General features: G+C 56.4%; 20 protein-coding genes and 1 tRNA gene. 5 read left to right on the forward strand and 16 right to left on the reverse strand.

Annotated features, from left to right (window positions below):
- Nucleotides 1-54: 54 nt before the first annotated feature.
- Nucleotides 55-714 (reverse strand): heme exporter protein CcmB, encoded by a 660-nt coding sequence (gene ccmB / locus F3J41_RS16455; RefSeq protein WP_058758454.1) that lies wholly within the window; start codon nt 712-714, stop codon nt 55-57.
- Nucleotides 714-1328, reverse strand: coding sequence for a cytochrome c biogenesis heme-transporting ATPase CcmA (gene ccmA / locus F3J41_RS16460; protein WP_104093049.1), 615 nt, complete (start codon nt 1326-1328; stop codon nt 714-716). The genes ccmB and ccmA overlap by 1 nt, the downstream gene beginning before the upstream one ends.
- Nucleotides 1329-1571: 243 nt before the next feature.
- On the opposite strand from ccmA, the gene F3J41_RS16465 reads away from it, so the two are divergent.
- Complete coding sequence (locus F3J41_RS16465) at nt 1572-2504, forward strand: formate/nitrite transporter family protein (RefSeq protein WP_021509140.1); 933 nt, start codon at nt 1572-1574, stop codon at nt 2502-2504.
- A gap of 88 nt (nt 2505-2592) precedes the next feature.
- Nucleotides 2593-2667 (forward strand) — tRNA-Arg (locus tag F3J41_RS16470).
- A gap of 34 nt (nt 2668-2701) precedes the next feature.
- Here F3J41_RS16470 and F3J41_RS16475 read toward each other — a convergent pair.
- From F3J41_RS16475 to F3J41_RS16530, 12 genes are all read right to left on the reverse strand, one after another.
- The gene (locus F3J41_RS16475) at nt 2702-4066 is read right to left on the reverse strand and encodes a VasL domain-containing protein (RefSeq protein ID WP_166711796.1); all 1365 of its coding nucleotides are present in this window, start codon (nt 4064-4066) and stop codon (nt 2702-2704) included.
- Nucleotides 4067-4190: 124 nt separating this feature from the next.
- On the reverse strand, nt 4191-4580 hold the full coding sequence (locus F3J41_RS16480) for a hypothetical protein (protein WP_072217051.1): 390 nt from the start codon (nt 4578-4580) through the stop codon (nt 4191-4193).
- A gap of 52 nt (nt 4581-4632) precedes the next feature.
- Nucleotides 4633-5088 carry a type VI secretion system baseplate subunit TssE gene (gene tssE, locus F3J41_RS16485; RefSeq protein WP_058775843.1) on the reverse strand — a complete coding sequence of 152 codons (456 nt, stop codon included), beginning with the start codon at nt 5086-5088 and terminating at the stop codon, nt 4633-4635.
- Nucleotides 5088-5633, reverse strand: coding sequence for a type VI secretion system lipoprotein TssJ (tssJ, locus tag F3J41_RS16490; RefSeq protein WP_127834381.1), 546 nt, complete (start codon nt 5631-5633; stop codon nt 5088-5090). The genes tssE and tssJ overlap by 1 nt, the downstream gene beginning before the upstream one ends.
- Nucleotides 5611-6696 (reverse strand): type VI secretion system baseplate subunit TssG, encoded by a 1086-nt coding sequence (tssG, locus tag F3J41_RS16495; protein ID WP_166711798.1) that lies wholly within the window; start codon nt 6694-6696, stop codon nt 5611-5613. Before tssG ends, tssJ begins: the two co-directional genes overlap by 23 nt.
- The gene (tssF, locus tag F3J41_RS16500) at nt 6660-8414 is read right to left on the reverse strand and encodes a type VI secretion system baseplate subunit TssF (RefSeq protein WP_166711800.1); all 1755 of its coding nucleotides are present in this window, start codon (nt 8412-8414) and stop codon (nt 6660-6662) included. The genes tssG and tssF overlap by 37 nt, the downstream gene beginning before the upstream one ends.
- Nucleotides 8415-8455: 41 nt before the next feature.
- On the reverse strand, nt 8456-10057 hold the full coding sequence (tssA, locus tag F3J41_RS16505; protein WP_166711802.1) for a type VI secretion system protein TssA: 1602 nt from the start codon (nt 10055-10057) through the stop codon (nt 8456-8458).
- Nucleotides 10054-12012: a type VI secretion system protein TssL, short form gene (gene tssL, locus F3J41_RS16510; RefSeq protein ID WP_166711804.1), complete on the reverse strand. Its 1959-nt coding sequence runs from the start codon at nt 12010-12012 to the stop codon at nt 10054-10056. The genes tssA and tssL overlap by 4 nt, the downstream gene beginning before the upstream one ends.
- Nucleotides 12009-13349, reverse strand: coding sequence for a type VI secretion system baseplate subunit TssK (tssK, locus tag F3J41_RS16515; protein WP_058758377.1), 1341 nt, complete (start codon nt 13347-13349; stop codon nt 12009-12011). Before tssK ends, tssL begins: the two co-directional genes overlap by 4 nt.
- A gap of 17 nt (nt 13350-13366) precedes the next feature.
- Nucleotides 13367-14914 (reverse strand): type VI secretion system contractile sheath large subunit, encoded by a 1548-nt coding sequence (gene tssC, locus F3J41_RS16520; RefSeq protein ID WP_031280019.1) that lies wholly within the window; start codon nt 14912-14914, stop codon nt 13367-13369.
- 33 nt (nt 14915-14947) lie between these two features.
- Nucleotides 14948-15445, reverse strand: coding sequence for a type VI secretion system contractile sheath small subunit (gene tssB / locus F3J41_RS16525; RefSeq protein ID WP_021509110.1), 498 nt, complete (start codon nt 15443-15445; stop codon nt 14948-14950).
- 613 nt (nt 15446-16058) lie between these two features.
- Nucleotides 16059-16922 carry a helix-turn-helix domain-containing protein gene (locus F3J41_RS16530; RefSeq protein ID WP_059009050.1) on the reverse strand — a complete coding sequence of 288 codons (864 nt, stop codon included), beginning with the start codon at nt 16920-16922 and terminating at the stop codon, nt 16059-16061.
- A 182-nt stretch (nt 16923-17104) separates the two neighbouring features.
- On the opposite strand from F3J41_RS16530, the gene F3J41_RS16535 reads away from it, so the two are divergent.
- Nucleotides 17105-18004 carry a DMT family transporter gene (locus F3J41_RS16535; RefSeq protein WP_059009049.1) on the forward strand — a complete coding sequence of 300 codons (900 nt, stop codon included), beginning with the start codon at nt 17105-17107 and terminating at the stop codon, nt 18002-18004.
- Between the two features lie 36 nt (nt 18005-18040).
- Here F3J41_RS16535 and F3J41_RS16540 read toward each other — a convergent pair whose 3' ends face one another.
- Complete coding sequence (locus tag F3J41_RS16540; protein WP_166711806.1) at nt 18041-18280, reverse strand: hypothetical protein; 240 nt, start codon at nt 18278-18280, stop codon at nt 18041-18043.
- Nucleotides 18281-18560: 280 nt separating this feature from the next.
- Here F3J41_RS16540 and F3J41_RS16545 point away from each other — a divergent pair, with 280 nt between their 5' ends.
- Both F3J41_RS16545 and F3J41_RS16550 read left to right on the forward strand, forming a co-directional pair.
- Complete coding sequence (locus F3J41_RS16545; protein WP_166711808.1) at nt 18561-19778, forward strand: MFS transporter; 1218 nt, start codon at nt 18561-18563, stop codon at nt 19776-19778.
- A gap of 281 nt (nt 19779-20059) precedes the next feature.
- On the forward strand, nt 20060-20212 hold the full coding sequence (locus F3J41_RS16550) for a hypothetical protein (RefSeq protein ID WP_166711810.1): 153 nt from the start codon (nt 20060-20062) through the stop codon (nt 20210-20212).
- 73 nt (nt 20213-20285) lie between these two features.
- Here the strand turns inward: F3J41_RS16550 and F3J41_RS16555 are convergent, their stop codons facing one another.
- The gene (locus F3J41_RS16555; RefSeq protein ID WP_021509105.1) at nt 20286-20567 is read right to left on the reverse strand and encodes a membrane lipoprotein lipid attachment site-containing protein; all 282 of its coding nucleotides are present in this window, start codon (nt 20565-20567) and stop codon (nt 20286-20288) included.
- Nucleotides 20568-20756 lie beyond the last annotated feature (189 nt).

The following is a 20756-nucleotide window of genomic DNA, read 5'->3' on the forward strand; positions in this document are numbered from 1 at the left end:
ATTGCTCACACTAAACAAGAATTCGGATGGCGGCCTCTCTGCCGGAGGCCCGCCTTAATGCAGACTGATGCGCAGCGCGGCAGCAGTCGCAAACGGCGACAGCGTGGCGCTGACCGCCAGCATGGCGCCAAGAATCGCCAGATAACCGCCGATCGGTAACCCCTGACCGGCCGCATCAATCGCCGCGCTGGCAAAAATCAGTACCGGTATCGACAGCGGCAACACCAGTAAACTCAGTAATACGCCGCCGCGCCGCAGCCCGACGGTGAGGCCGGTGCCAATCGCACCGAGAAAACTCAGGGTTGGCGTGCCGATTAGCAGCGTCAGCGCCATTGCCCGCCAGCCAGCAAAATCCAGCGACAGCAGCAGCGCCGCCAGCGGCGAGAGTAAAATCAGCGGCAGCCCGGTAATCAGCCAGTGCGCAATCACTTTGCCCAGCACGGTGATCGGCAGCGGCGTCGGCAGCAACAGCAGCTGCTCCAGCGATCCATCGAGAAAGTCGTCGCGAAACAGCCGCTCCAGCGCCAGCAGCGATGCCAGCAGCGCGGCTACCCAGGCGACACCAGGCGCGATGCGCGCCAGCTGCTGCGGCTCAGGGCCAATGCCTAACGGGAACAGCGTAATCACGATCAAAAAAAACCACAGCGGATTAACCACTTCCGCGCCGCTGCGAAAGGCAATCTTTAACTCACGCTGAATAACCCGGCCAAGCATCACGCCCACTCCGATGTAAGACGAATTTTGCGCACGCGCGCATGGCTGTCCGGCAGATCCTGATGGGTGGTCAGAATCACCACGCCACCGTTATCGGCATGATCGGCGAAGCGCGCCATTAATTTTTCCACGCCGTGTTTGTCGATGGCGGTCAGCGGCTCATCCAGAATCCACACCGGAGCCGGGCTGAGCCACAGTCGCGCCAGCGCCACGCGCCGCTGCTGCCCGGCGGAAAGCTGAGCCACCGGCACCTCTTCATAGCCCAGCAGATTGACCTGCTCCAGCGCGTCATAAAGCGTGTCTTCGCTGCGATCGCCGTGCCAGAAATGCAGATTCTCCCGCGGCGACAGCACCGATTTCACGCCCGGATGATGGCCGAGATACAGCAGGTTTTGCTGCCATATTTCGCGCTGCCGGCGAATCGACTGCTGTTGCCAGCGTACTTCGCCCTGCTCTGGCCGGCTTAACCCGGCCAGCAGTCGCAACAGTGAAGTTTTGCCTGCGCCGTTGGGCCCTTCGATTTGCACCACATCGCCCGCCTGCACCTGAAAACTCAGTCCGTGGAACAGGGTTCGCTCATCGCGAACGCAGGCGAGATTAATCACTTCGAGCATAGAAGGGAGATTCATAGCAATAAATGAGGCGGGAATAATACCACACTCAAACCAGGGGCCGAAGTCTGTGCGCAAGCTCCCCCTTCCCCCAAATGGGGTATTCATGCGCATCAGATCAAGAAAGCGCTCAAAAAACCACCTTTGCTAATCTCTTGTTACTCTTAATTTGAATCTTTGTAACATTTCGACCTTGCTAAAAGCGTCTACGCTTATTACGCACTGGCATTATCACCGGGAGAAAAAATGAAGCCATCGCCATCAAATAACACGCATGACAATGACGTGGACAGTGAAGAAAAAGAACAGGGAACGGATATCGAAGTGGACGAAGACGCCCTGCCCTCGCGGGCTGCGGCGATCCATGAAGAGATTCGACAGGACGGTGAAAAGGAGCTGGAACGCGACGGTATGGCGCTGCTGTGGTCAGCGATTGCCGCCGGCTTATCGATGGGTGCCTCGCTGATGGCGAAAGGCATTTTCCAGGTGCACCTTGCTGGCGTGCCCGGCGCTTATCTGCTGGAGAATCTCGGCTACACCTTTGGTTTTGTCATCGTGATTATGGCGCGCCAGCAGCTGTTTACTGAGAATACCGTCACCGCCGTGCTGCCGGTGATGCATAAACCCACCGGCGGCAATTTTATGCTACTGCTGCGGCTGTGGAGCGTGGTGCTGATCGGCAATTTGATTGGTACCGCGCTGGGCGCGCTGGCGTTTAATCATATGCCGATTTTCGATGACGCTACGCGCCAGGCCTTCACCGCCATCAGCGAAAAAGTGATGGAGCACACGCCGGGCGAAATGTTTGCCAACGCGGTGATTTCGGGGTGGATCATCGCCACCATGGTGTGGATGTTTCCTTATGCTGGCGGCGCCAAAATTGTGGTGATTGTGATGATGACCTGGCTGGTGGCGCTGGGCGATCTGGCGCACATTGTGGTCGGATCGGTTGAAGTGCTGTATCTGGTGTTTGCCGGCACGCTGCCGTGGCAGGAGTTTTTGTGGCCGTTTGCACTGCCCACCCTGCTGGGCAACATCACCGGCGGTACGCTGATTTTTGCCCTGATCAGTCACGCGCAGATCCGTAACGACATGAGCGAAGCGGCCAAAGCCAAAGCGCGAGCCGAACAGAAGCGTAAAGAGAGGCAGGAAAAGCAGAAAAATCAGGAAAATGCGTGATCGCCACCGCCTGATTGCTGACACTTTGAGCAAACAGGCGGCCTACGGTTAAAATCCCCTGCACGGTGCGCTATACTGCGCGCCGCACGTCTCCTTAGTTAAATGGATATAACGAGCCCCTCCTAAGGGCTAGTTGCAGGTTCGATTCCTGCAGGGGACACCAGTAACAGCTCTTCTGCTTTGGTTTACCGCTTCGTTTATTGGTCCTCTCCCTCTGCCACCCCAATGCTGTTTTTCATCTGCCACAAGGTGTAAATCTGCGATCGCAGGTGTTGTTCGAGCTGGCGGATAAGCTGTTGCCGCTGGGGGGCACTGGCTGGTAGCGAGTGGACTTGCCGCAATTGTTCCTCAATGGGCTCAGCCTGCTGAAAACGGGTCATCATGCCAAATACCGAGGACTTCAGCTCACTCACCGTGATGTATTTGCCTTTTTGCTCATCCAGTCCATTCAGCCGCTCGCTTAATTGTGCCAGCTTCATCATTCCCTGATGCCAGGCCGCAAGGTTTTGCGATGGCAACGTGCTGGCCTCAAGCTGATGCTGCCACCGAGCTGATAACGAACCCGCCTGTTCCGGCCACAGCACCTGCGCCTGCTCCACCAGCTGCTGGCCATACGCAATATTCCAGTCGGGCGCGAGTTGTTCCAGACGAGATAACTGCTGCTGTGTGTCGGCAAGCAAAGCTGGTGGTAAGGACGTCCGCTGCCGCAGCACATCCCGCTGCTGTGACGTGAGTGTGGCGGGCACAGGAGCCAGCGATGCCACCAGCTGAGCCTGCAGTGGATCGGGCCGGTGAAGATATTGCCAGCCACCCACCGCGGCCATGCTGATTAGCAGCATGGTAAACATCCCGGCACTGAAAAATTGCCACTTATTACGACGGGCCAGCGCCGCTGTCTGCACCTTTATCTTCGGCTGATGTTGCTGCTGCGCGACATAAACCCATCTGGCGCTATGCGGAGTTTTCGTTTCATGCGGGTGTGCGGATATCGCCCCGTTATCTAGCGTGGTACCGGGCAAGATGTCGCTGGTCGTATCGTCACGGCTTTCCAGCCTGGCGGCACTGTTATGCATCAGAGCACGCAACGTATCAAGCTGGCTAAGATGTTTAAGCTCCAGCCGCTGTAATACGGTCCCCAGGCGGGTAAGCAGTTGTTCAGCACGATAAAGCTGACTCAGATCGTCATAATTCAGGGAAAGGGTGCGCATCTGCTGCTGCACGCGCTGGCTCAGGCTGGTGAGAATGTCCATGCGCGCGTGGATCGGTTGCGGCCACAGCGCCCCCCACTGGTGGCTCACTAGCGCTTCCAGTAGCGCCAGACCTTCATTCAACCCGACCAGGCCGGCCAGCTGCAGGCGGGCAAGCGTGTACCAGGCCGCGGTCTGCAACTCCACTCCATTTTGTTCGAACAGAGAAAGGCAGCGTTGTTCAACATAAAGCCAGTCTATATCTGGCCGTGCCGGATGGGTCAGTTTGCTCAGCTCTTCACGCAGAGCAGCATAATCCGGCAGCTTACGCGGGTCGCTGCCGGTTTTAATCCGACGGGCAGGCATGTCATTCATGACTTATTGTCCCTGTGAGGTATGTACAGCGTGGGAGGATAATTACTTATGCAGTTTGGTTTTCTGCCTGTTCTGAGCGATGAACGATGCAAATATTTCTTTACCGCCCCCCTTCCCGCCTTAATTAATATTGATTACCGGTGCAAATAGGTAAATTCGTATAGCCGGGTTTGCTGGCCATATAAAGCGGGGCGCAGGTTGGTTTTCGTGGTAGCAAATCGTTCTGATCCTGAGCCACTGGCTGTGGCTGTTTCTTTGATGTGGCGATCTTTTTGGTCTGCGTTTTTCCGCTGTTAAGCGGTGATTTTGCCTGCTGCGTGCTTTCTGACGAATCATACCTGGAGCAAATTTTCTTCGACTGGCTCAGGCTTCCGTCATTACAGACAAAACGTCCATCTGAGGTACAGTGTGCAATACCACCCTTTGCACCAGAACAGGGTTTTCTGCCTCTGGCCGCCTCTGCCTGCAGAGTCACTAATAAGCTAAAAACCAACAGCGGTATCAATTTTTTCATATTCAAATCCATGTGTTATTTTATTATTCAGCCTCGTTCGTAATAATGCCGCTTAGATTTGCGCTTTACCATCAAGATATTGCTGCTGCCTGAGATGCCGCAACAGAACGCGCCCCTCGGGCATAAATTCAGTGCCGTACCGCACCAGACCGAGTCCCTTCAGTTCCGCATCAATCGCGTAGCGCAGTTCGCCGGGCTGCGCCTGCTCCAGCAGCACCACTCTGATGCTTTTCAGGCGCGGCTCATACCTGAGCAGAACAGCAGACAGGGTGCCAATCAGCTCATGGGCAGTACCCGGCATGCCCTGCAGGATTTTGGTCATATCGGGCAGACCATAGTCCGGCAGATGTGCCAGCGTGCCGGCGCGGCAGTTGAGGATGCGCTGCATGTTATCGAGCACGGACAAAATCACCTGATTTTGTTCGCTGACCTGATGCAGGTCGAGGCCGCCGGTGAAGTTGCCGGTGAGCATTTCATACAGCGAAGGTGTGTTATGTCCCTGGGGCATCAGTCGTCCTTGAGCGGTTGCAGTGTCAGATGATTGTTACCGGCTTCCAGAATGCGCGGCTTATCCGGGTCAAGGTCTTCACGCCCTATCACCAGCTTCCAGGTGTTGTTGACCCTATCCGGATGGCGGAACAGTCCTGCCACGGCGACAAACTGCGCATCTTCTTCCATTGGCATATCGAGGTTCGCGTCACCGCCAGGTTTTACCACCACATCCCGGGTCGCCAGCAGATCGGCTTTCAGGATCGTGTCGCCATCCCGGAGTAGCTGCTGATAGACCGTTTTGTCGAAGGTTTTACGGTCTTTCAGCTGCCAGACCCGAATAACCACCGGCTCAGACAGCGAATTACTTTCACGGGAATCGGTGTTCAGCGCCTCACGGGCGGTGAAATCCAGGTGCAGCACCTTAATCTTTTTGTAAAACACGGCGTTAAATGCCGATTTGGTGCCATCGGTGATACCCTGCGTCACCCCACACCCCGTCAGGCTGAACGCCAGTAGCGCAGGTAGCCAGCATGCGGATTTAATCAAACTTGTACGTAACACGTCGGTTTCCTTGTTGTGATGATGCAGGCTCCAGCCCGGCGTAATAACCCAGTTCCGTGGTAAAGGTCTGCGGAATATCCTCCGGGAGATCTTCATCTTGCGCGCCCAGTACGCCATTCATCCCCAGCCAGAATGGGCCTTCGCCGAGCGGCGGCGCAACCAGCAGGCGGGTTCGGGTGGTCAGGGTGATTTTTGCTTTAAAGCGCCAGCCGAGATACACCCGCAGCATCACCAGAAAGTCCTGATACAGCAGGCCGTCCGGTTTCCAGCCCTGTGATTCCTGCTCGTTATCGGTGGACAGAGCAATCAACAGCTGGCTGTTGGCATCCATCGCCTCTTCACCCAGCGGTGTGTTGCCATTCAGCAGAAAATCGTCATCGCCGTAAAAGCCCAGCGGCTGGCTGACTGCCACTGGTCGCAGGCAATACGGGCTCACCTGCACCGTCGTGTCGGGTGCCAGCAGGCTCACCAGGGCCTGTATTCCCTCCTGGGTTTTACCTGGCTGCTGCAGCACACCCAGCAGCGCCAGAAATCGGGATACCGGGGTGGCGATGTGCCCTGCGGTGCCCGGTATCCCCAGTCCCACCAGACCCAGCAGTGACTGCGAGATAGTGTCAGTACCGCCGGGCTCAAAGGTGGCCGGGTAGGAGTATTTACGCCAGATACGGTAAAACTGCGTCAGGATACGGTGGCTGAAGATATCCAGAAAACCCTGCAGCGCTTCGTGACCTTCGCGACGCTGAGTGATGTCGTCGAGATAGGCGGTCGGCAAGGGAGAATCAACTCCGTACATCCCCATAAAGGTCGTGCGGATGAGCGGTGGCTTGCTATCATCCTCCTCGTCATATTCGACAGTCTTTATTTCGCTGGCCGGAAATCCCATCCCCGGATGTGGCGCAAACCGCACCGGGTCATCCGTCGGGTGGCTGGTCGAGCCCATCAGCGGCCTGCCAGGATTACGCTTCTCCAGCAGCTGGCATAAGCGGTAAAAGTTGATACGGTGAAGGTCGGCTTCCAGCCGCGGGGTCAGCCGGGAATGCGGCGGTTGTGCTTCTCTTCCCATTCCAGGCGCTCTCCAGTCGGTTGCAGGATGATAATCAGGCGGTTGAACAGATAGATATCGGTATACAGCGCAAAGAAGCGGCTCAGCATCTCGCCGAACAGACAGATGTCGCCGCGCCCGGCAAAGCCGTGACTGTCCAGCGTCACCTCAATCTGCACACCACGTACCAGATAGCCCTGTTCGAAACGCTCGGTTTCGCGGTGCTTCACGTCAATGATGGCTTCCAGCCGACGGCGGTTCATCTCACTGTCGGTCCATTCGTACAGCGCCAGCGTCCCGCGTAGCAGGTCGGCATTGTCCATCATCGACAGGAATCCGCTGCCGAGATGGCTCAGCACGCGCCAGTGGAAACGGTCCTGCGCCGGTGGATAACAGGGTAGTGTCGGCGCACACAGGTTACGCACGGCGATGCTGGCTGAGGTGGTTTTCATCACCGTATCAAGCACCGTGCTCTGCAGAGCACGTCGTGGCAGTTGGCCATTGGTGCCAGTGAGCGTCAGCGACAGGCTCTCGTCTTCCGGCACCGTGTGGTTATCAAACGCTTCACCGCCAAGGATAAGCCAGGTATTATGCAGTCCGGACGGACCGCGACGTACGCGCGTGTGGTAGTAATATTCCGGGGCCTGATGGCGCATCATGCCGCCTTTGTGGCGAAAGCTCGAAAACGGAACGTAGCTATGCTGGCTGGATGACATCACCGAATCCACCGCATAAACCTCGGTATGGCCATCCTGCACGCGCATCGGGCGCAGCATGTATTCGGTCTGCAGAGAGTTGAGCGTCAGCGGGTCAGATTCCAGCGGGAACAGGTTAATCACCGGCACACAGTTCAGGCGCAGATGCTTTTCGGTAAAGCTGAAGTCATGCTCCCAGCGCTCCGCCAGCACCACGTCAATTTCAAACCAGGGGAGCTCAGCCGGAAAGACCACGGTCTCCAGCCCACGCAGGCCCGTGAACATGAATTTCTCGCGGAAGGTGAAATACTCCAGCAACAGCTGATAGCCGCTGAAACTGCTGCTGCCCTTCGGCCACAGGTCGTCGTTATCGCCAAAGCCCAGCGCGGTGAAATACCCGTCGAGCGGTCTTCTGTCCATGTCACCCGGCAGGCGCAGCCACAGGCGGGCGACATTCATGGTGAAGGCTTCATGCATGGCACAGGCCAGCGGCGCGTCGGCGTTGAAATACAGCGGAATACAGCTCAGGTCGATGCGCGTCCAGTCAGCCAGGTCACTGCAGTGAAAACGCAAAGTAATAACCGAACGCCCGTCAGGGTCAGTCGACAGACGGGCATGTTCCAGCGACAACGGCTGAAGCGTCATCTCTTTGGTGGTGGTATACCGGCAGCGCGTGCCCTTCTCGCCGATCGGCCGCGAGTTCACCTCAAAACCTTTGACGATGCGCATCGGCTCTTTCATCTCGCGCCAGTCAGGGGTGAACTCGACCACCGACATGGACGGAATGGTGCGCAGGTAATGTGGCCACAGCAGACTGACCAGCCCTTCGGTTAATTCGGGCAAGTCGTCATCGAGCTTCTCGCGCAGCCGGCCCATCAGGAAGGCAAAGCCCTCGAACAATCGCTCCACGTACGGATCGCGCGCCCCCGCTTTATCGAGATTGAGCATTGCCGCCTGCTCGGGGTGAGCACGGGCAAACTCTTCACCGGCTTCCAGCAGGTAGCGCATTTCAGCGTCGTAGTAACGCAGGGTTAAATCATCCATAAAAACCTGAATATGTGTGTTTGAAAGGTATGCCTGGCGTTTTAGCCGCAAAGCACCGCGCTGCTGGCCGGATCGAGCGCAATCAGACCCGCCAGAAGCTGGTCCATCTCTGGCTGTAACCGTGATTTATCGGTTTCACTGCGTGTGGCTTTCATGCGAAGCAGTCTGAGCCGTCGGGATTTCACTTCAAACAGCAGTGCCGGTGTCCACTGTATGAGGGTGATGGACTGGGCGGCACTGTCGAGCTCTCCCAGCAGATGCAGTGCCAGTTCATTTTTGCCCTTCTGCTCGGCCACGCGGGCCATCAGCAGACGCAGCAGCCATCTGTCTTTTGTCGAGTCGGTGCCCGGGCGTGTCTGTAGCCAGTGGAGTGTGGCATCCAGACCGTCGGTGTCCGCTTTCTCCAGCGCTTCCGGCTCGAGAGCCAGGATATCGTTATCTGTTTCACCGGCGGCGCTGACCGGCTCATCCCGCCAGCCGGAGATGTCGTCCAGTACGCTCTGGTTTATCCAGTTCAGCGTCACTTCATCGGCAAACGGCGTACCGTCATTAAAGGCCAGGGTTTCAAGCCCGGTAAGGCGACGCAGCAATCCTTTCAGGTCGGCGGCGATGATCCCGGCAAGCACCTCCTGCCCCGATTTCATCAGCGCCTGGTGGATATACCACTGCAAATCCAGCCAGAGGTGATTAGCGCCACGCGAAAAGGCGCTGTCTGCCTGCTCCAGTATTTCGCACCAGCTCTGCTGCAGATACAGACGTTTGAGCATGGCACGCTGGTCTGCGCGAGGCGGATCTATACGGGTTTTGCCTTGTGCATCCGGGGCAGGAATGCTATGCAACGTGTCATGACGCAGACTTTTCATCAGCCGGTGTGCGGCAAGCCAGCCATCGGGTTGCTCACGCAGATATCCGGTCAGGGTGCGGGCCTGGGCCAGCAAATCCTGACCGGAGGTGATGCGGCTCAGCACTGGCGCATCTGGCTCCGTCACAGGCGTGGAGAGCTGTGACGGAGCCTTATCACCTGCGTTCTGCGGTACCACGGCATCCACACCTCCGGCCTTTATCAGGCGGGATTCCAGCGCGCTGTACAGGGCATTCAGCTCTGGCCGCGACGCTTCCGGCTCTGTGTCCAAACTGTCGCGCAGCAGCAGCAACGCACCGGCAGTGCGTAGTGCATCGTCGCGAACCACTTCCGGCCAGAGTGACAGGCTGTCCAGAACACGGGAGCCTGCGAGCCACTCCAGCGCCGATTTACGGCTCCGCTCGCGCTGAGGATGAAGCTGCGTGCCATAGCGCTGTAGCAATCCCGCCAGCAGCTCAAGTCCTTCGGCAAAACCGGCTTCGCCGTCCTGGTGCAGGCGCGCCCAGCAGTAATAAGTTGCAACCCGGATATCTTTGGCCGCAGTGGTCAGCAGTTTTTCGGCAAGCGTACAAATCAACCCGGTATCAATGCCGGAGAGCTTATTGACCTCTTCGCGGATACGCTGAAAATCATCATCATAGCCCGGGTCCTCACCGGTCGGACTGGCGCTACTTACCGGCGCAAGCCAGGGCTGCCAGTTTTCCGTGCGTACCTGCGCCTGCCGCCGCAGCTGAGTTTCGTCAGCCTGACAGGCGGTAACCAGATTCTGCAGTGTGCTCATTCTTCGACCTCCTCCATGTCACTGTTTGCGGTGTTAGCCATCAGCGCCTGCGCGGTGGCCGCGCTGTCGACACTGAATATCTGATCCGGCAGCGTGAAACCGCGCAGATCCAGCAACGCCAGCGGACCTTTCCCGAGTTGTGAGCGCAGCACCCACTGCAAAGTGCGACCGTCCGGGGCAGTAAAGCTCATCATCCACTGGCTGCGGTCAAGCTGCTGGCGTTTGCCCTGGTCCAGCCAGCGAATAAAGCCCCAGGTCCCGCTGTAATCCCCGAACAAACGCGCACCAGCGTTGACCGAGGTCCAGGTCAGCATCGTCCCCGGCTTGTAAGTGTCACCCGGCCAGCGGAAGCTCTGCCAGTCGGCCATCTGGTTGAAGTAGTGCAGCTTTTGTCCATCAATAATCAACTGGGTCTCCACTACCTGCGGTACAGGACGCGCCTGCAGCTCAAAGCTGATGCCCTGGCTGCCATCGGTGAACAGAATGTCTGACAGTTGGCTCAGCTGATTAATCGCCCGCAGCAAGGCCGGGTTGAAGCTCAGCCCCTGGCTGTTGACCTTATCCGGCACCCACTGGCTGCCCTCTTTGTGCAGCACCCCGTTGAGCTCTGTGGTCAGGAAGCGCTCGATACGCCCACTGTCCTTGCGCACAAATTCAGCCAGCATGGGTAAAGAGGCATCACTTTTGCTGGCGGCAAACGGGAAACGTCCGTCAAAGGCAGTTTGCCAGTTAGCGACAACCGAGCGGCTCCATTTATCATTCAGGCTCGCCGCCGACGGCTGAAGCACGGTCTCCCAGGCCTGAGTCAGAGGCTGGACAAACATCGTGCTGCCAAAACCACTCCACTCTTCGCCCAGGCTTGCCGAAATCAGACTGCCGTACTGCTGGGTGTCGGTCAGATCCACACTTTTGCCCTGGAACACGGTCTGCGCCAGAGTCTGCATCATCGCCTGCGGATCAGAGGCGCTGGCCACCTGCTGCAGGCGCAGACGCACGCGGGTGATGCGGGTCAGATATGTCTGCAGACTCAGTGACGTGTCCGCAGACATAACGTTGCTGCCTTTGTTTTTACCTAAAAGCTGAAGCAGCGGGCCAAAGGTGTCATCCAGCGGGCCCTGCGGCCCTGATGCAGACTGGTCAATCGCTGGCTTGTCCTGTCCACTTACGAGATCTTTAGCCGATTTGATAATGGAATCCGAAAGACTTTCGCTGTGCTGGCCGGTCTGCCCCTGCCAGGCAATGGTATTCATCAGGGCAATCAGTGGAGACTGGCGGACATCGCTCATCAGCGTCACCAGCATCTGATCCAGCCAGTGGCTCAGTCCCCACCACAGCGCAGCCACCAGCACCACGCTCAGGCCAATACGCACGGGCCATGACGCCAGCCAGCCGCCCATTTCTCGTCCGGTACGGCTTTCCGCCAGAACCGGATGGGTTGGTGGATAGCTGAACGGCGTGACATGTTCACTGAGCGCGTTGATAAGCTTCTGGCGCTCCGGATCGTTCAGAGAGCGGAAACTGCCGAGGAACCCCAGCATCATGACCCGCTGAAAGCAGGTCATGACAGCCTGGTCAGGCGCTGGTTCACGCAGCACATCACGCATGCGATCGCACAGCGTATCACCGGCATCCATGGTGCCGAGGAAGTGCCCCTGCAGGGGAATGTCATACCACTGCACGCAGGCGTCATCCTCCACACCACGACCTTTGACCGCCTCATCAAGCAGCGCACACTGTGCGGTGAGAATATGCTGACAGCTGACTTCATCGAGTTCGCTCGCTTTCAGCTCACGCTGCACACGTTCAACATCGGCAATGCAACGCTCCCACAACGTGCGCCCTTCTCCATCCTGAAACGTCGGACCGTGACGCAGGCTGATGACCTGCAGCCAGGTATCCTGCAGCAGAGCATCAATATCAATGGGCGCAGCAGTACTGCGTTTAGGCTCACTCATGTTCTCAGTACCGCAAAAAGTTCAAGTTCAGGCTCGCCGAGCATGCCCGGAACGTAAAACATACAGGTGCCGCTCTGAAGCATTTCACTGGCCAGGGGATGCGAGACATCAAGGCTGAAATACTGGTTTTCCAGACGCAGCGGAATGGCTGCCGGCACATGGCGCAGTGGCGTCAGTGGCACGCCCACCCGTGAGGAATTGACGATACTCCTGACATGATCGGGACTGCCGATCTTGCACTGGCGCGGGAACTGCTCCTGCAGTTGTGCCACCGGCATCGGTGAACGCACGGAAAGGTAGTAATCCGCCCCTTCGCGCAGACGGGAGTCATGCAGACGGGCCTGCCAGACGTGTAGCCGGGCATCGTGCTCAAGCTCAATCGCCACCACCCGCGACGGCAGGCTGGCTTCCAGCAGATCGCCCAGTAAGTCGAACAGCGGCGGGAAGACGCTATTCAGCTGTTCATGCTGCCAGACCGGAATAGCACTCACCTGATGTTCCAGCGAGAAAGTCAGCAGGCTGCCCGCAAGCCGCGCCAGTTCCGGGTACAAACGCTCCGGTGGGCTTTGCAGGTTACGCTGAAACTGGCCGAGCACCGGTTCTGCGCTGTTCAGGGCATTGAGCAGCCAGAACAACGACACATCAGCCACGGCAAAGTCGGCCATGCGCTCGTTACTTTCACGCCGCATGGACATCAGTCGACTCAGACGGGCACGCAGTTGCGTCATCAATTGTTCCAGCTGGGTTACCAGCCAGCGGCTGCCCTGCAGAGCCAGCAGTGGCGGAAGCCAGGTTTCATCGAGTGCCCAGCTGCCCTGGGAATCCTGCTGCAGACGGGCGACCGGACAGGTCAGATAATCACTGTTGTTCTGATGGGCAAAACGCAGCGTCAGCTCTGGCTGCATCACTGCAATCTGCCGGGTATCGTCGCCAAAGGTGTTGCGGACATCCCGCCAGCGCTGGCGATAACGCACAGGGCGCTCGGCCACCTCATCGGGTTTAAGACAGTTGCCGCCATTTGCCCGCAGCAGCGGAAGTGCCAGAACCACCACCACGTCCTGTGATTCGCCCTCAAGCATCAGCACCGGCGGCAGGTCATCGGCGTTCTCGGTGTCGATAAGCGTGCCATCAGGAAAACGGATGTGCAGATGACGGGCCTGCAGGCGGCCCAGCTTCAGTGCATCAGGTTCGAAGGTGGCAGTAATCATCCCCCAGGGATGGCAGAGGCCCAGCCGGGCGATGCATTCCGCAGACCAGGCCGCATAGGCGACCTGTTGCTGGAAGTGCTGGGGAGAGACCATAACGCCCCTGCCCCATAACGGTTGTTCCGTTTTCATTGGCTTCCTGCCTTCGCTTACGATTTCGCCTTCGGCATCTGGGAAACCAGTGACAGGTTGACGTCCATGCCCTCTACCTGGAAGTGTGGGATGGCGTACAGCCTGACGCGGAAGAAGCCCGGGTTGTCGTCGATATCTTCCACTACCACCTTCGCGTCGCGCAGCGGGTGAGAAGCCTGCAGCTCATCGCCCGGATCGGTCATTTCGGTCACCAGACTGCGCACCCAGGTGTTTAACTCCAGTTCCAGCAGACGCCGATCCTTGGTGGTGCCGATGTTTTCACGCTGAATCAGCTTCAGATAATGCGCGATACGCGACAGCAGGAAGATATACGGCAGACGGGCGTTAATGCGGCTGTTGGCGGTGGCATCCGCAGTGTCATACAGCGCAGGTTTCTGGGTGGAGTTGGCCGAGAAGAAGCAGCTGTAGTCGCGGTTTTTGTAGTAGGACAGCGGAATGAAACCGAGATTGGCGAACTCAAATTCGCGGGTTTCCGGGATCATTACCTCACTCGGGATCTTCACCTGATTACCGGTGCCCAGATCGTACAGATGAATCGGCAGATCCTGCACCGCACCACCGGCCTGTGGACCACGGATTTGCACGCACCAGCCATTGTTAATGAAGCTGCGCACCATGTTGGATGCGAAGGCAAACGAGGCGTTGGTCCACAGGTATTTGTCGTGATCCGGGCCTTTGACTTCTTCAACGTAGTTGAAGCTGCGCACCGGTACGGTGTCCGGGCCATACGGCAGGCGACCCAGCACACGCGGCATCACCAGACCGATGTAGCGCGAATCGTCCGTCTCGCGGAAGGATTTCCACTTGATGTATTCAGCGCGGTCAAAATAGTTACCGATATCTTTGATGGCCGCCACGTCTTCCATTGAATCCTTGAGGAAGAATTGCGGGCCGGCAGAGCCGATAAACGGCATATGCGCCGCAGCAGACACTTTTGAAATATTGCGCAGCAGGGCAACATCCTGCGCAGACGCATCAAACTCATAAGCGGAAATCAGCGCCGCAATCGGCTCGCCGCCTGGTGTGTCATACTCATCAATGTAGGTGTGTTTATACAGGCCGCTCTGGATAATTTCCGGGCTGTCTTCGAAGTCCTGACGCAGGTCTTCTTTAGACATATCCAGCAGTTCGACTTTCACGTTCTGGCGGAAATCGGTTTTATCAACCAGCGATTTCACGCCGCGCCACAGGCTCTCCACTGCCTGGAACTCTTCGCTATGCATGACCGCATCCAGCTGACGACTGATCTGGTGATCCAGCGCGGCGATATGATGGTCAATCAGGTTTTTGTCGAGTTTTTCAACTTTTGCGCCTGATTTTTTCAGGCACTCCAGAAATACCTGCATGCCGGCGGTTAAACGCTCATCCGCCGTTGCATCCGACATCGCCTGCGCATCCTGCCAGATATCCAGCGCGCTCAGCTCAGAAACCGGGTTGAGATTGATCTTTTCAAACAGGGTGGCATAAACCCCACCGGCTGCCGGACGTTCCAGCACCACGCTCTCGCCACCCGTCGCATTCTCATTATTTACAGACATCAGCATCTTCCTTATTAATCCGTTAAATCATCGTGATGGTTATGGCTGTTTTGGTGCCAGGGTTGAGAGCTCAGCGCGCAGCTCTGCACTTAACGCCGGGTCCAGCAGAATTTTTTCCAGCTCTTTTCGGAAGGCCTGGTTATCCAGCAGGTTGGCTTTTAAATCACGCAGTAAATTACGCATGGAAAGCATGGCCTTCAGCTGAGGTATTTGCCGGGAGACCTGTTCCGGAGAGAAATCTTTCATGCTCTGGAAAGTCAGACTGATGCTGTCTTCGCTGCCGTCATCGGCCAGCGTATTTTTAACGGCAACCGTGACTTTGGGCGAATATTCGGAAAGCACTGCGTCAAAATTATTTTTATTCAGATTAACTTTGGTTCGCTCTGATAATGGTGCGGACGCCTGACCATGACTGAAGTCGCCCGCCACCAGTAATTTCAGCGGAAGCTCGGTTTTCTTGCTTGCGCCCCCGGTATGCAGGTCAAGTTTTAAGTTAATACGTGCCTTTGGCACTTCATTCTGGAAACTATCTGCCATTTCATCATCCCTCTGTTTATCTCAGCGCACATTTTTCGCGCCATACTACTTTAGAGGTAACAACAGAGCAATGATCGACAAAAAAGCAAATAGCCAGATCTTTAAGCTATAAAAGTGACGAACACAGGCCATTAACACTAAAAAAGGCAGATCATTGTCACCTGAAACCAGCTAAAAAAACTGGCAAAGACATTAAAGACCGCACATTAATGCCAATAAAAATAAAGTTGTGGATTAATATTAACAAAGCGTGAATTTGTTGATTCAGGTCAAAATAAAAAATCCGCCAAAAACAATCACACCATCAAGAAAGAAATGACATAAAAAGATAAAAATTGCGGATAGCAGCAGTGCGGAATCTCATACAGGAGGGTAATGAAATGAAGTAAATATTTCAGGTAAAACAGAGCGCACTTAAGCCCCGTGCTACATCCGTTCAACGTAATCGTATAAATCATCACCCATGCGGGAAATTTCGTATAAATAACGTTCGGGAGCGACCAGAGGGAATCAATCAGGATAGCGTGGTTCACGACATAATGACGTATGCGATCAATCGCGCCGCTGCTAATTCAGTAATCTATTCCTCACAAACTTCATTCCAACTGCCCCGTCAGCGCTGACGCCATGCCGAGGGTGCCATGCCGTGCAGCTGGCGGAAGCGGTTGCTGAAATGGCTGGAGGAGTGGAAACCGCAGCGCAGGGCAATCTCGGTGAGCGACAGCGCGCTGAATTGCAGCAGTTGCTGCGCGGCTTCCATACGGCGGCGCATCACATACTGGTGCGGCGCTTCGCCGGTGCTGCTGCGGAACATACGTGCAAAATGGTATTCGCTGAGCGCCGCCTCTGCCGCCAGTTGGGCCAGCGTTAACGGCTGATCCAGCTGCGTATCGATCAGCGCCAGCACGCGGCGCAATACCACCGGTGCCAGTCCGCCGCGCACCTGCGGCAGCTGCCACTGTACCTGACTGTAGCGCTGCAGCAGATGGGTCATCAGCAGTGTTGAGGCGCTGCTCAGCATCAGCTGGTTAGCCGGCTGCTGCCAGTCGGCGCTCAGTAGAAAATGGCGATACAGCTGGGTGATGCGATCATCGTCGGCAAAAATCTTCTCATGCAGGTTAAGCTGCGCCGGGCTGCGATCCCACACCTGCTCACCGAGGTGACGCAAATGCGCATCGGTGCAATAAAGGTGCACGAAGGATAAATCCGCGCGCAGATCCCAGGTCGACTCGGTGCCAGACGGCATCAGGCAAAAGCGATCCGGCGCGCCGCCGTTGCGCCAGCCGTGCGGTGTTTTGTGCCAGGTGTCGTAACCATCGGCAACGTACAGGCTAAGCGTATGGTGATCGCTGAGGTTGGTCACGCGATCGCCACTGTTGAACCATGCCGCCAGCCGAATGCCGCCGCTCAGCTGCACGCTATCGCGCAGCTGCGCTTTGTGACGCTGAAGCATAGTAAACGTCTGATATTCCGGCATGGTCTGACATCGCTCTCTGGGTTGATGTCCTGTAGTTTACGCAACTGACCGGACAGAAAACAGGCCAATGCCGGACCAGGCGGGAAAAAGCGCAAGAATTTGCAAGTGCTGCGCAAAGTCATGCAAGCCGCGCTCCTGTCGCTCAGGCACACTGCGAGCCTGATTCCGCCGGAGAGTTTCTGATGAACCTGATGTTATACCTCGCGGTGGTGCTGATTTGGGGCACCACCTGGATTGCGATTTTTCTGCAGCAGCAGGCCGCCGATACGCCGGTACTGGTGGCGGTGTTCTGGCGCTTCCTGTTCGCCTCGTTGACCATGCTGGTGCTTCTCCGGCTGCTGAAACGTCTGCGTACGCTGGATGCGCGTGACCACCTGTTTTGTCTGTTACAGGGCGGCTGCGTATTCGGTTTTAATTTTGTCTGCTTTTACCATGCGGCAGCGATGATCAGCACCGGACTGGAGTCGGTGATTTTTTCGATGGCGGTGCTGTATAACGCGCTCAACAGCTGGATCTTTTTCTGCCAGCGCCCGCCTTTCCGCCTGCTGCCCGCCGCCGCGCTGGGCCTCGGCGGGATTGTTGCGCTATTCTGGCAGGATATTCAGTCAGCCCAGGTTGCGCCGCAGCTGCTGTGGGGCGTGGGGCTGAGCGCGCTGGGCACGCTCGGTTTCTCCTTCGGCAATATGATTTCTACCCGCCATCAGCGTCGTCAGCGCGACGTGCTGACCACCAACAGCTACGCCATGCTATACGGTGCGCTGATCATGGCCGTGCTGGCGCTGGTGAATGGCGACGCGCTGGCACCGGCACTCAATCTGCAGTGGCTGGGCGCAATGAGCTATCTGGCTTTGTTTGGCTCGGTGCTGGGCTTCGGTGCCTACTTCACGCTGGTGGGGCGCATCGGTGCCAGCCAGGCGGCTTACAGCACCCTGCTGTTTCCACTGGTGGCGCTGACGCTTTCGACGCTGTATGAAGGCTATCAGTGGCATAGCAATGCTATCGTCGGGCTGGTGATGATTCTGGCAGGGAACATGGTGATGTTCGTGCGCTGGCCGGCTCATCGCCGGTTACGTCTGGCCTGAAGCAAGAGCGGGCATAGCGCCCGCTCTGTCACTCCTCTAGCGCCAGCCCCCGACGCCGATGTTGAGCTGGTGAGGTTGGTTAATGGCTTTTCTGGCAATCCAGTAAAGCAGAACGCGTTCATCATCTCTGTCGCGGTCGGCCATCGCCAGTAATTTCAGCGACAGGGTGGACTTGGTCACAGGCTGCTGTTCATCGCTTAACTCGATAACCGCCTGACCGATGATGCAGCAAACCTCATCCCCGCTGGATACGGATTCATATGCCCGGTCTTTCATATTTCCTCCTGTTGAGTGAACTATAAGCCTGGCAAAGTTCCTGTGTTTTGCCGCGCAGATGCTGCGCTTAAAACACCCTGTTACACATGCTCACCTGTCGCAATGCCTGTTCATGTGACGACATCCGCGCTGCGCTTAAGCAAAGGCGCAATGCCATTCATACCGTTTTCACAGCATTTCATTCCGTCTCCCGCTCCGTTCACGCCCGTCCGCACCACCCGCGCCCGCGTGAGGCTTATTATCGCTGCAGATTCCGTATTCCCGGATGGGAGAGAGAAAAATGACAACAGCCGTTACCCCTAATCATCAGCGTGTCCGTATCCTTACCCTCGCAGGCACCATCATTACCCAGTTCGCGCTCGGCTCGGTTTATACCTGGAGCCTGTTTAATGGCCAACTGGCACAGAAACTGGATGCGCCGGTCAGCCAGGTGGCTTTTTCCTTTGGTCTGCTCAGCCTCGGTCTGGCGATTGCCTCCTCGCTGGCCGGCAAGCTGCAGGAGCGCTTTGGCGTGCGCAATGTCACTATCGGTGCAGGCATTCTGATGGCGATTGGCTTCTGGCTGACCGCCCATGCTGACAACCTGATGATGCTGTACCTGAGCGCCGGCATTCTGGTCGGGCTGGCCGATGGCGCGGGCTATCTGATGACGCTCTCTAACTGCGTGAAGTGGTTTCCGCAGCGCAAAGGGCTGATTTCGGCCTGTTCGATCGGCGCTTACGGCCTCGGCAGTCTCGGCTTTAAATTTATCTGTGGCGCGCTGCTCAGCACTCAGGGGCTGGAAAATACCTTTGTGATTTGGGGTGTGCTGGCGATGACGATGATTATTGCCGGTGCACTGATGATGCGCGATGCGCCGCTGCAGCAGGCTGGCTCACGTCAGCAACAGGCCACACAGGAGTTTACGCTGGCGCAGTCGGTGCGCCTGCCGCAGTACTGGATGCTGGCGCTGATGTTCCTGACGGCCTGCATGAGTGGTTTGTATGTGATTGGTGTCGCGAAAGACATTGGTGAAGGCCTGGTGCATCTGAGCACGCAAACGGCGGCCAATGCGGTGACGATAATTGCCATTGCCAACCTGAGCGGACGACTGATTCTCGGCGTGCTGTCGGACAAAATGGCGCGCATCCGGGTCATTTCGCTGGCACAGCTGGTTTCGCTGAGCGGTATGAGCATCCTGCTATTCACCCACATGAATGAAACCACCTTCTTCCTGTCGCTGGCCTGCGTTGCATTCAGCTTTGGCGGCACCATCACCGTCTTCCCGTCACTGGTCAGCGATTTCTTCGGCCTCAACAACCTGACCAAAAACTACGGCCTGATCTATCTCGGCTTCGGCATCGGTAGCGTGCTTGGCTCGCTGGTAGCTTCGGTGTTCGGCGGCTTCACCGTGACCTTCAGTCTGATTATGACGCTGCTGGTGATCTCGCTGGTGCTGTCGCTCAGTATCCGTCTGCCAAATCGTCAAAACCTGGTCGCGCCGGTACTGCATAATTAATTCACCACCCTGCCGTGTAAATGCACGGCAGGCTTTTTACTGATAAACACAGAATTGATCACGCGTTGAGAATGACTGTTATTTAACCTTGCATTTCAGAGTAATCGGGTTATTATCAGGCGCTATTCAGCTTATTCCGATTGGTTTATTTCCCGCCCTGTCACTTTTAGCTTTTAATTGACATATCTGGTAATAATTACGGAAATAACTCTACATTCACTGCATCTTCACTCCACTTTTCCCGGTTAATCTGGCCTCATTGGAAAAGAGGAGGACTCTCCATGAAGAAGTTAATAAAAGTCGCTTCGGTGGTGGCGATTATGACCATGCTAAGCGGGTGTATTATCGAACACGATCATGGACGCGGTCCCGGCTGGGGCCACGGGCACGGCGGCGGCTGGCATCACGGCCATGGCGGCTATCGTCACTGGTAATTGGGCAAAGCACACACAGCACATAATAAAAAATGAATAAAGAAAGGGCGGGAATCAATCCCGCCCTTATTTTTTAGCTTTTCACCGCGTAATTACATTGATACCAGACTTTCTTCAGGCCAGGCAAATTGCTGTCCTGCGCCGGAAGCGATTCGACTTTATCGAAGCCGCGCTGGTTACAGTAATTCGCCAGATCAAGTTCCAGCGCATCTTTATCCAGCTTCTGTGGATCGTAACGATACTGTACGGTATTTGAACGGGCATCTTCATCCACGCGCTCAAAACCCCCGGGTTTGCTGACACTACAACCGGCCAGCATAAAAAGCGCTAACGCGCTAATAAGCATTTTATTCATTAGGGTGTCCTCATCAGACGTTGCAGTGTAAAAGGCAACGCCACACGCCTCTATAGGAAAAAGACGCGAAATGTCCGATTAATGCAAAGTTTTCGCCAATCAAATCAATAAAACCAAACGGTTTTCCTTATCACATCAGCAGTGAGAAGATGACTTCAGACAAAACGAAGTCTGCACCACACCAGGTGA

Origin of the sequence: Pantoea sp. Ap-870, from assembly GCF_011752515.1 — a bacterium.
Lineage (GTDB): Bacteria > Pseudomonadota > Gammaproteobacteria > Enterobacterales > Enterobacteriaceae > Pantoea > Pantoea dispersa.

Coding starts and splice junctions, on each gene's coding strand:
- ccmB (WP_058758454.1), bottom strand. CDS start 714: ATGCTTGGCCGGGTTATTCAGCGTGAGTTAAAGATTGCCTTTCGCAGC.
- ccmA (WP_104093049.1), bottom strand. CDS start 1,328: ATGCTCGAAGTGATTAATCTCGCCTGCGTTCGCGATGAGCGAACCCTG.
- F3J41_RS16465 (WP_021509140.1), top strand. CDS start 1,572: ATGAAGCCATCGCCATCAAATAACACGCATGACAATGACGTGGACAGT.
- F3J41_RS16475 (WP_166711796.1), bottom strand. CDS start 4,066: ATGAATGACATGCCTGCCCGTCGGATTAAAACCGGCAGCGACCCGCGT.
- F3J41_RS16480 (WP_072217051.1), bottom strand. CDS start 4,580: ATGAAAAAATTGATACCGCTGTTGGTTTTTAGCTTATTAGTGACTCTG.
- tssE (WP_058775843.1), bottom strand. CDS start 5,088: ATGCCCCAGGGACATAACACACCTTCGCTGTATGAAATGCTCACCGGC.
- tssG (WP_166711798.1), bottom strand. CDS start 6,696: ATGGGAAGAGAAGCACAACCGCCGCATTCCCGGCTGACCCCGCGGCTG.
- tssF (WP_166711800.1), bottom strand. CDS start 8,414: ATGGATGATTTAACCCTGCGTTACTACGACGCTGAAATGCGCTACCTG.
- tssA (WP_166711802.1), bottom strand. CDS start 10,057: ATGAGCACACTGCAGAATCTGGTTACCGCCTGTCAGGCTGACGAAACT.
- tssL (WP_166711804.1), bottom strand. CDS start 12,012: ATGAGTGAGCCTAAACGCAGTACTGCTGCGCCCATTGATATTGATGCT.
- tssK (WP_058758377.1), bottom strand. CDS start 13,349: ATGAAAACGGAACAACCGTTATGGGGCAGGGGCGTTATGGTCTCTCCC.
- tssC (WP_031280019.1), bottom strand. CDS start 14,914: ATGCTGATGTCTGTAAATAATGAGAATGCGACGGGTGGCGAGAGCGTG.
- tssB (WP_021509110.1), bottom strand. CDS start 15,445: ATGGCAGATAGTTTCCAGAATGAAGTGCCAAAGGCACGTATTAACTTA.
- F3J41_RS16530 (WP_059009050.1), bottom strand. CDS start 16,922: ATGCCGGAATATCAGACGTTTACTATGCTTCAGCGTCACAAAGCGCAG.
- F3J41_RS16535 (WP_059009049.1), top strand. CDS start 17,105: ATGAACCTGATGTTATACCTCGCGGTGGTGCTGATTTGGGGCACCACC.
- F3J41_RS16540 (WP_166711806.1), bottom strand. CDS start 18,280: ATGAAAGACCGGGCATATGAATCCGTATCCAGCGGGGATGAGGTTTGC.
- F3J41_RS16545 (WP_166711808.1), top strand. CDS start 18,561: ATGACAACAGCCGTTACCCCTAATCATCAGCGTGTCCGTATCCTTACC.
- F3J41_RS16550 (WP_166711810.1), top strand. CDS start 20,060: ATGAAGAAGTTAATAAAAGTCGCTTCGGTGGTGGCGATTATGACCATG.
- F3J41_RS16555 (WP_021509105.1), bottom strand. CDS start 20,567: ATGAATAAAATGCTTATTAGCGCGTTAGCGCTTTTTATGCTGGCCGGT.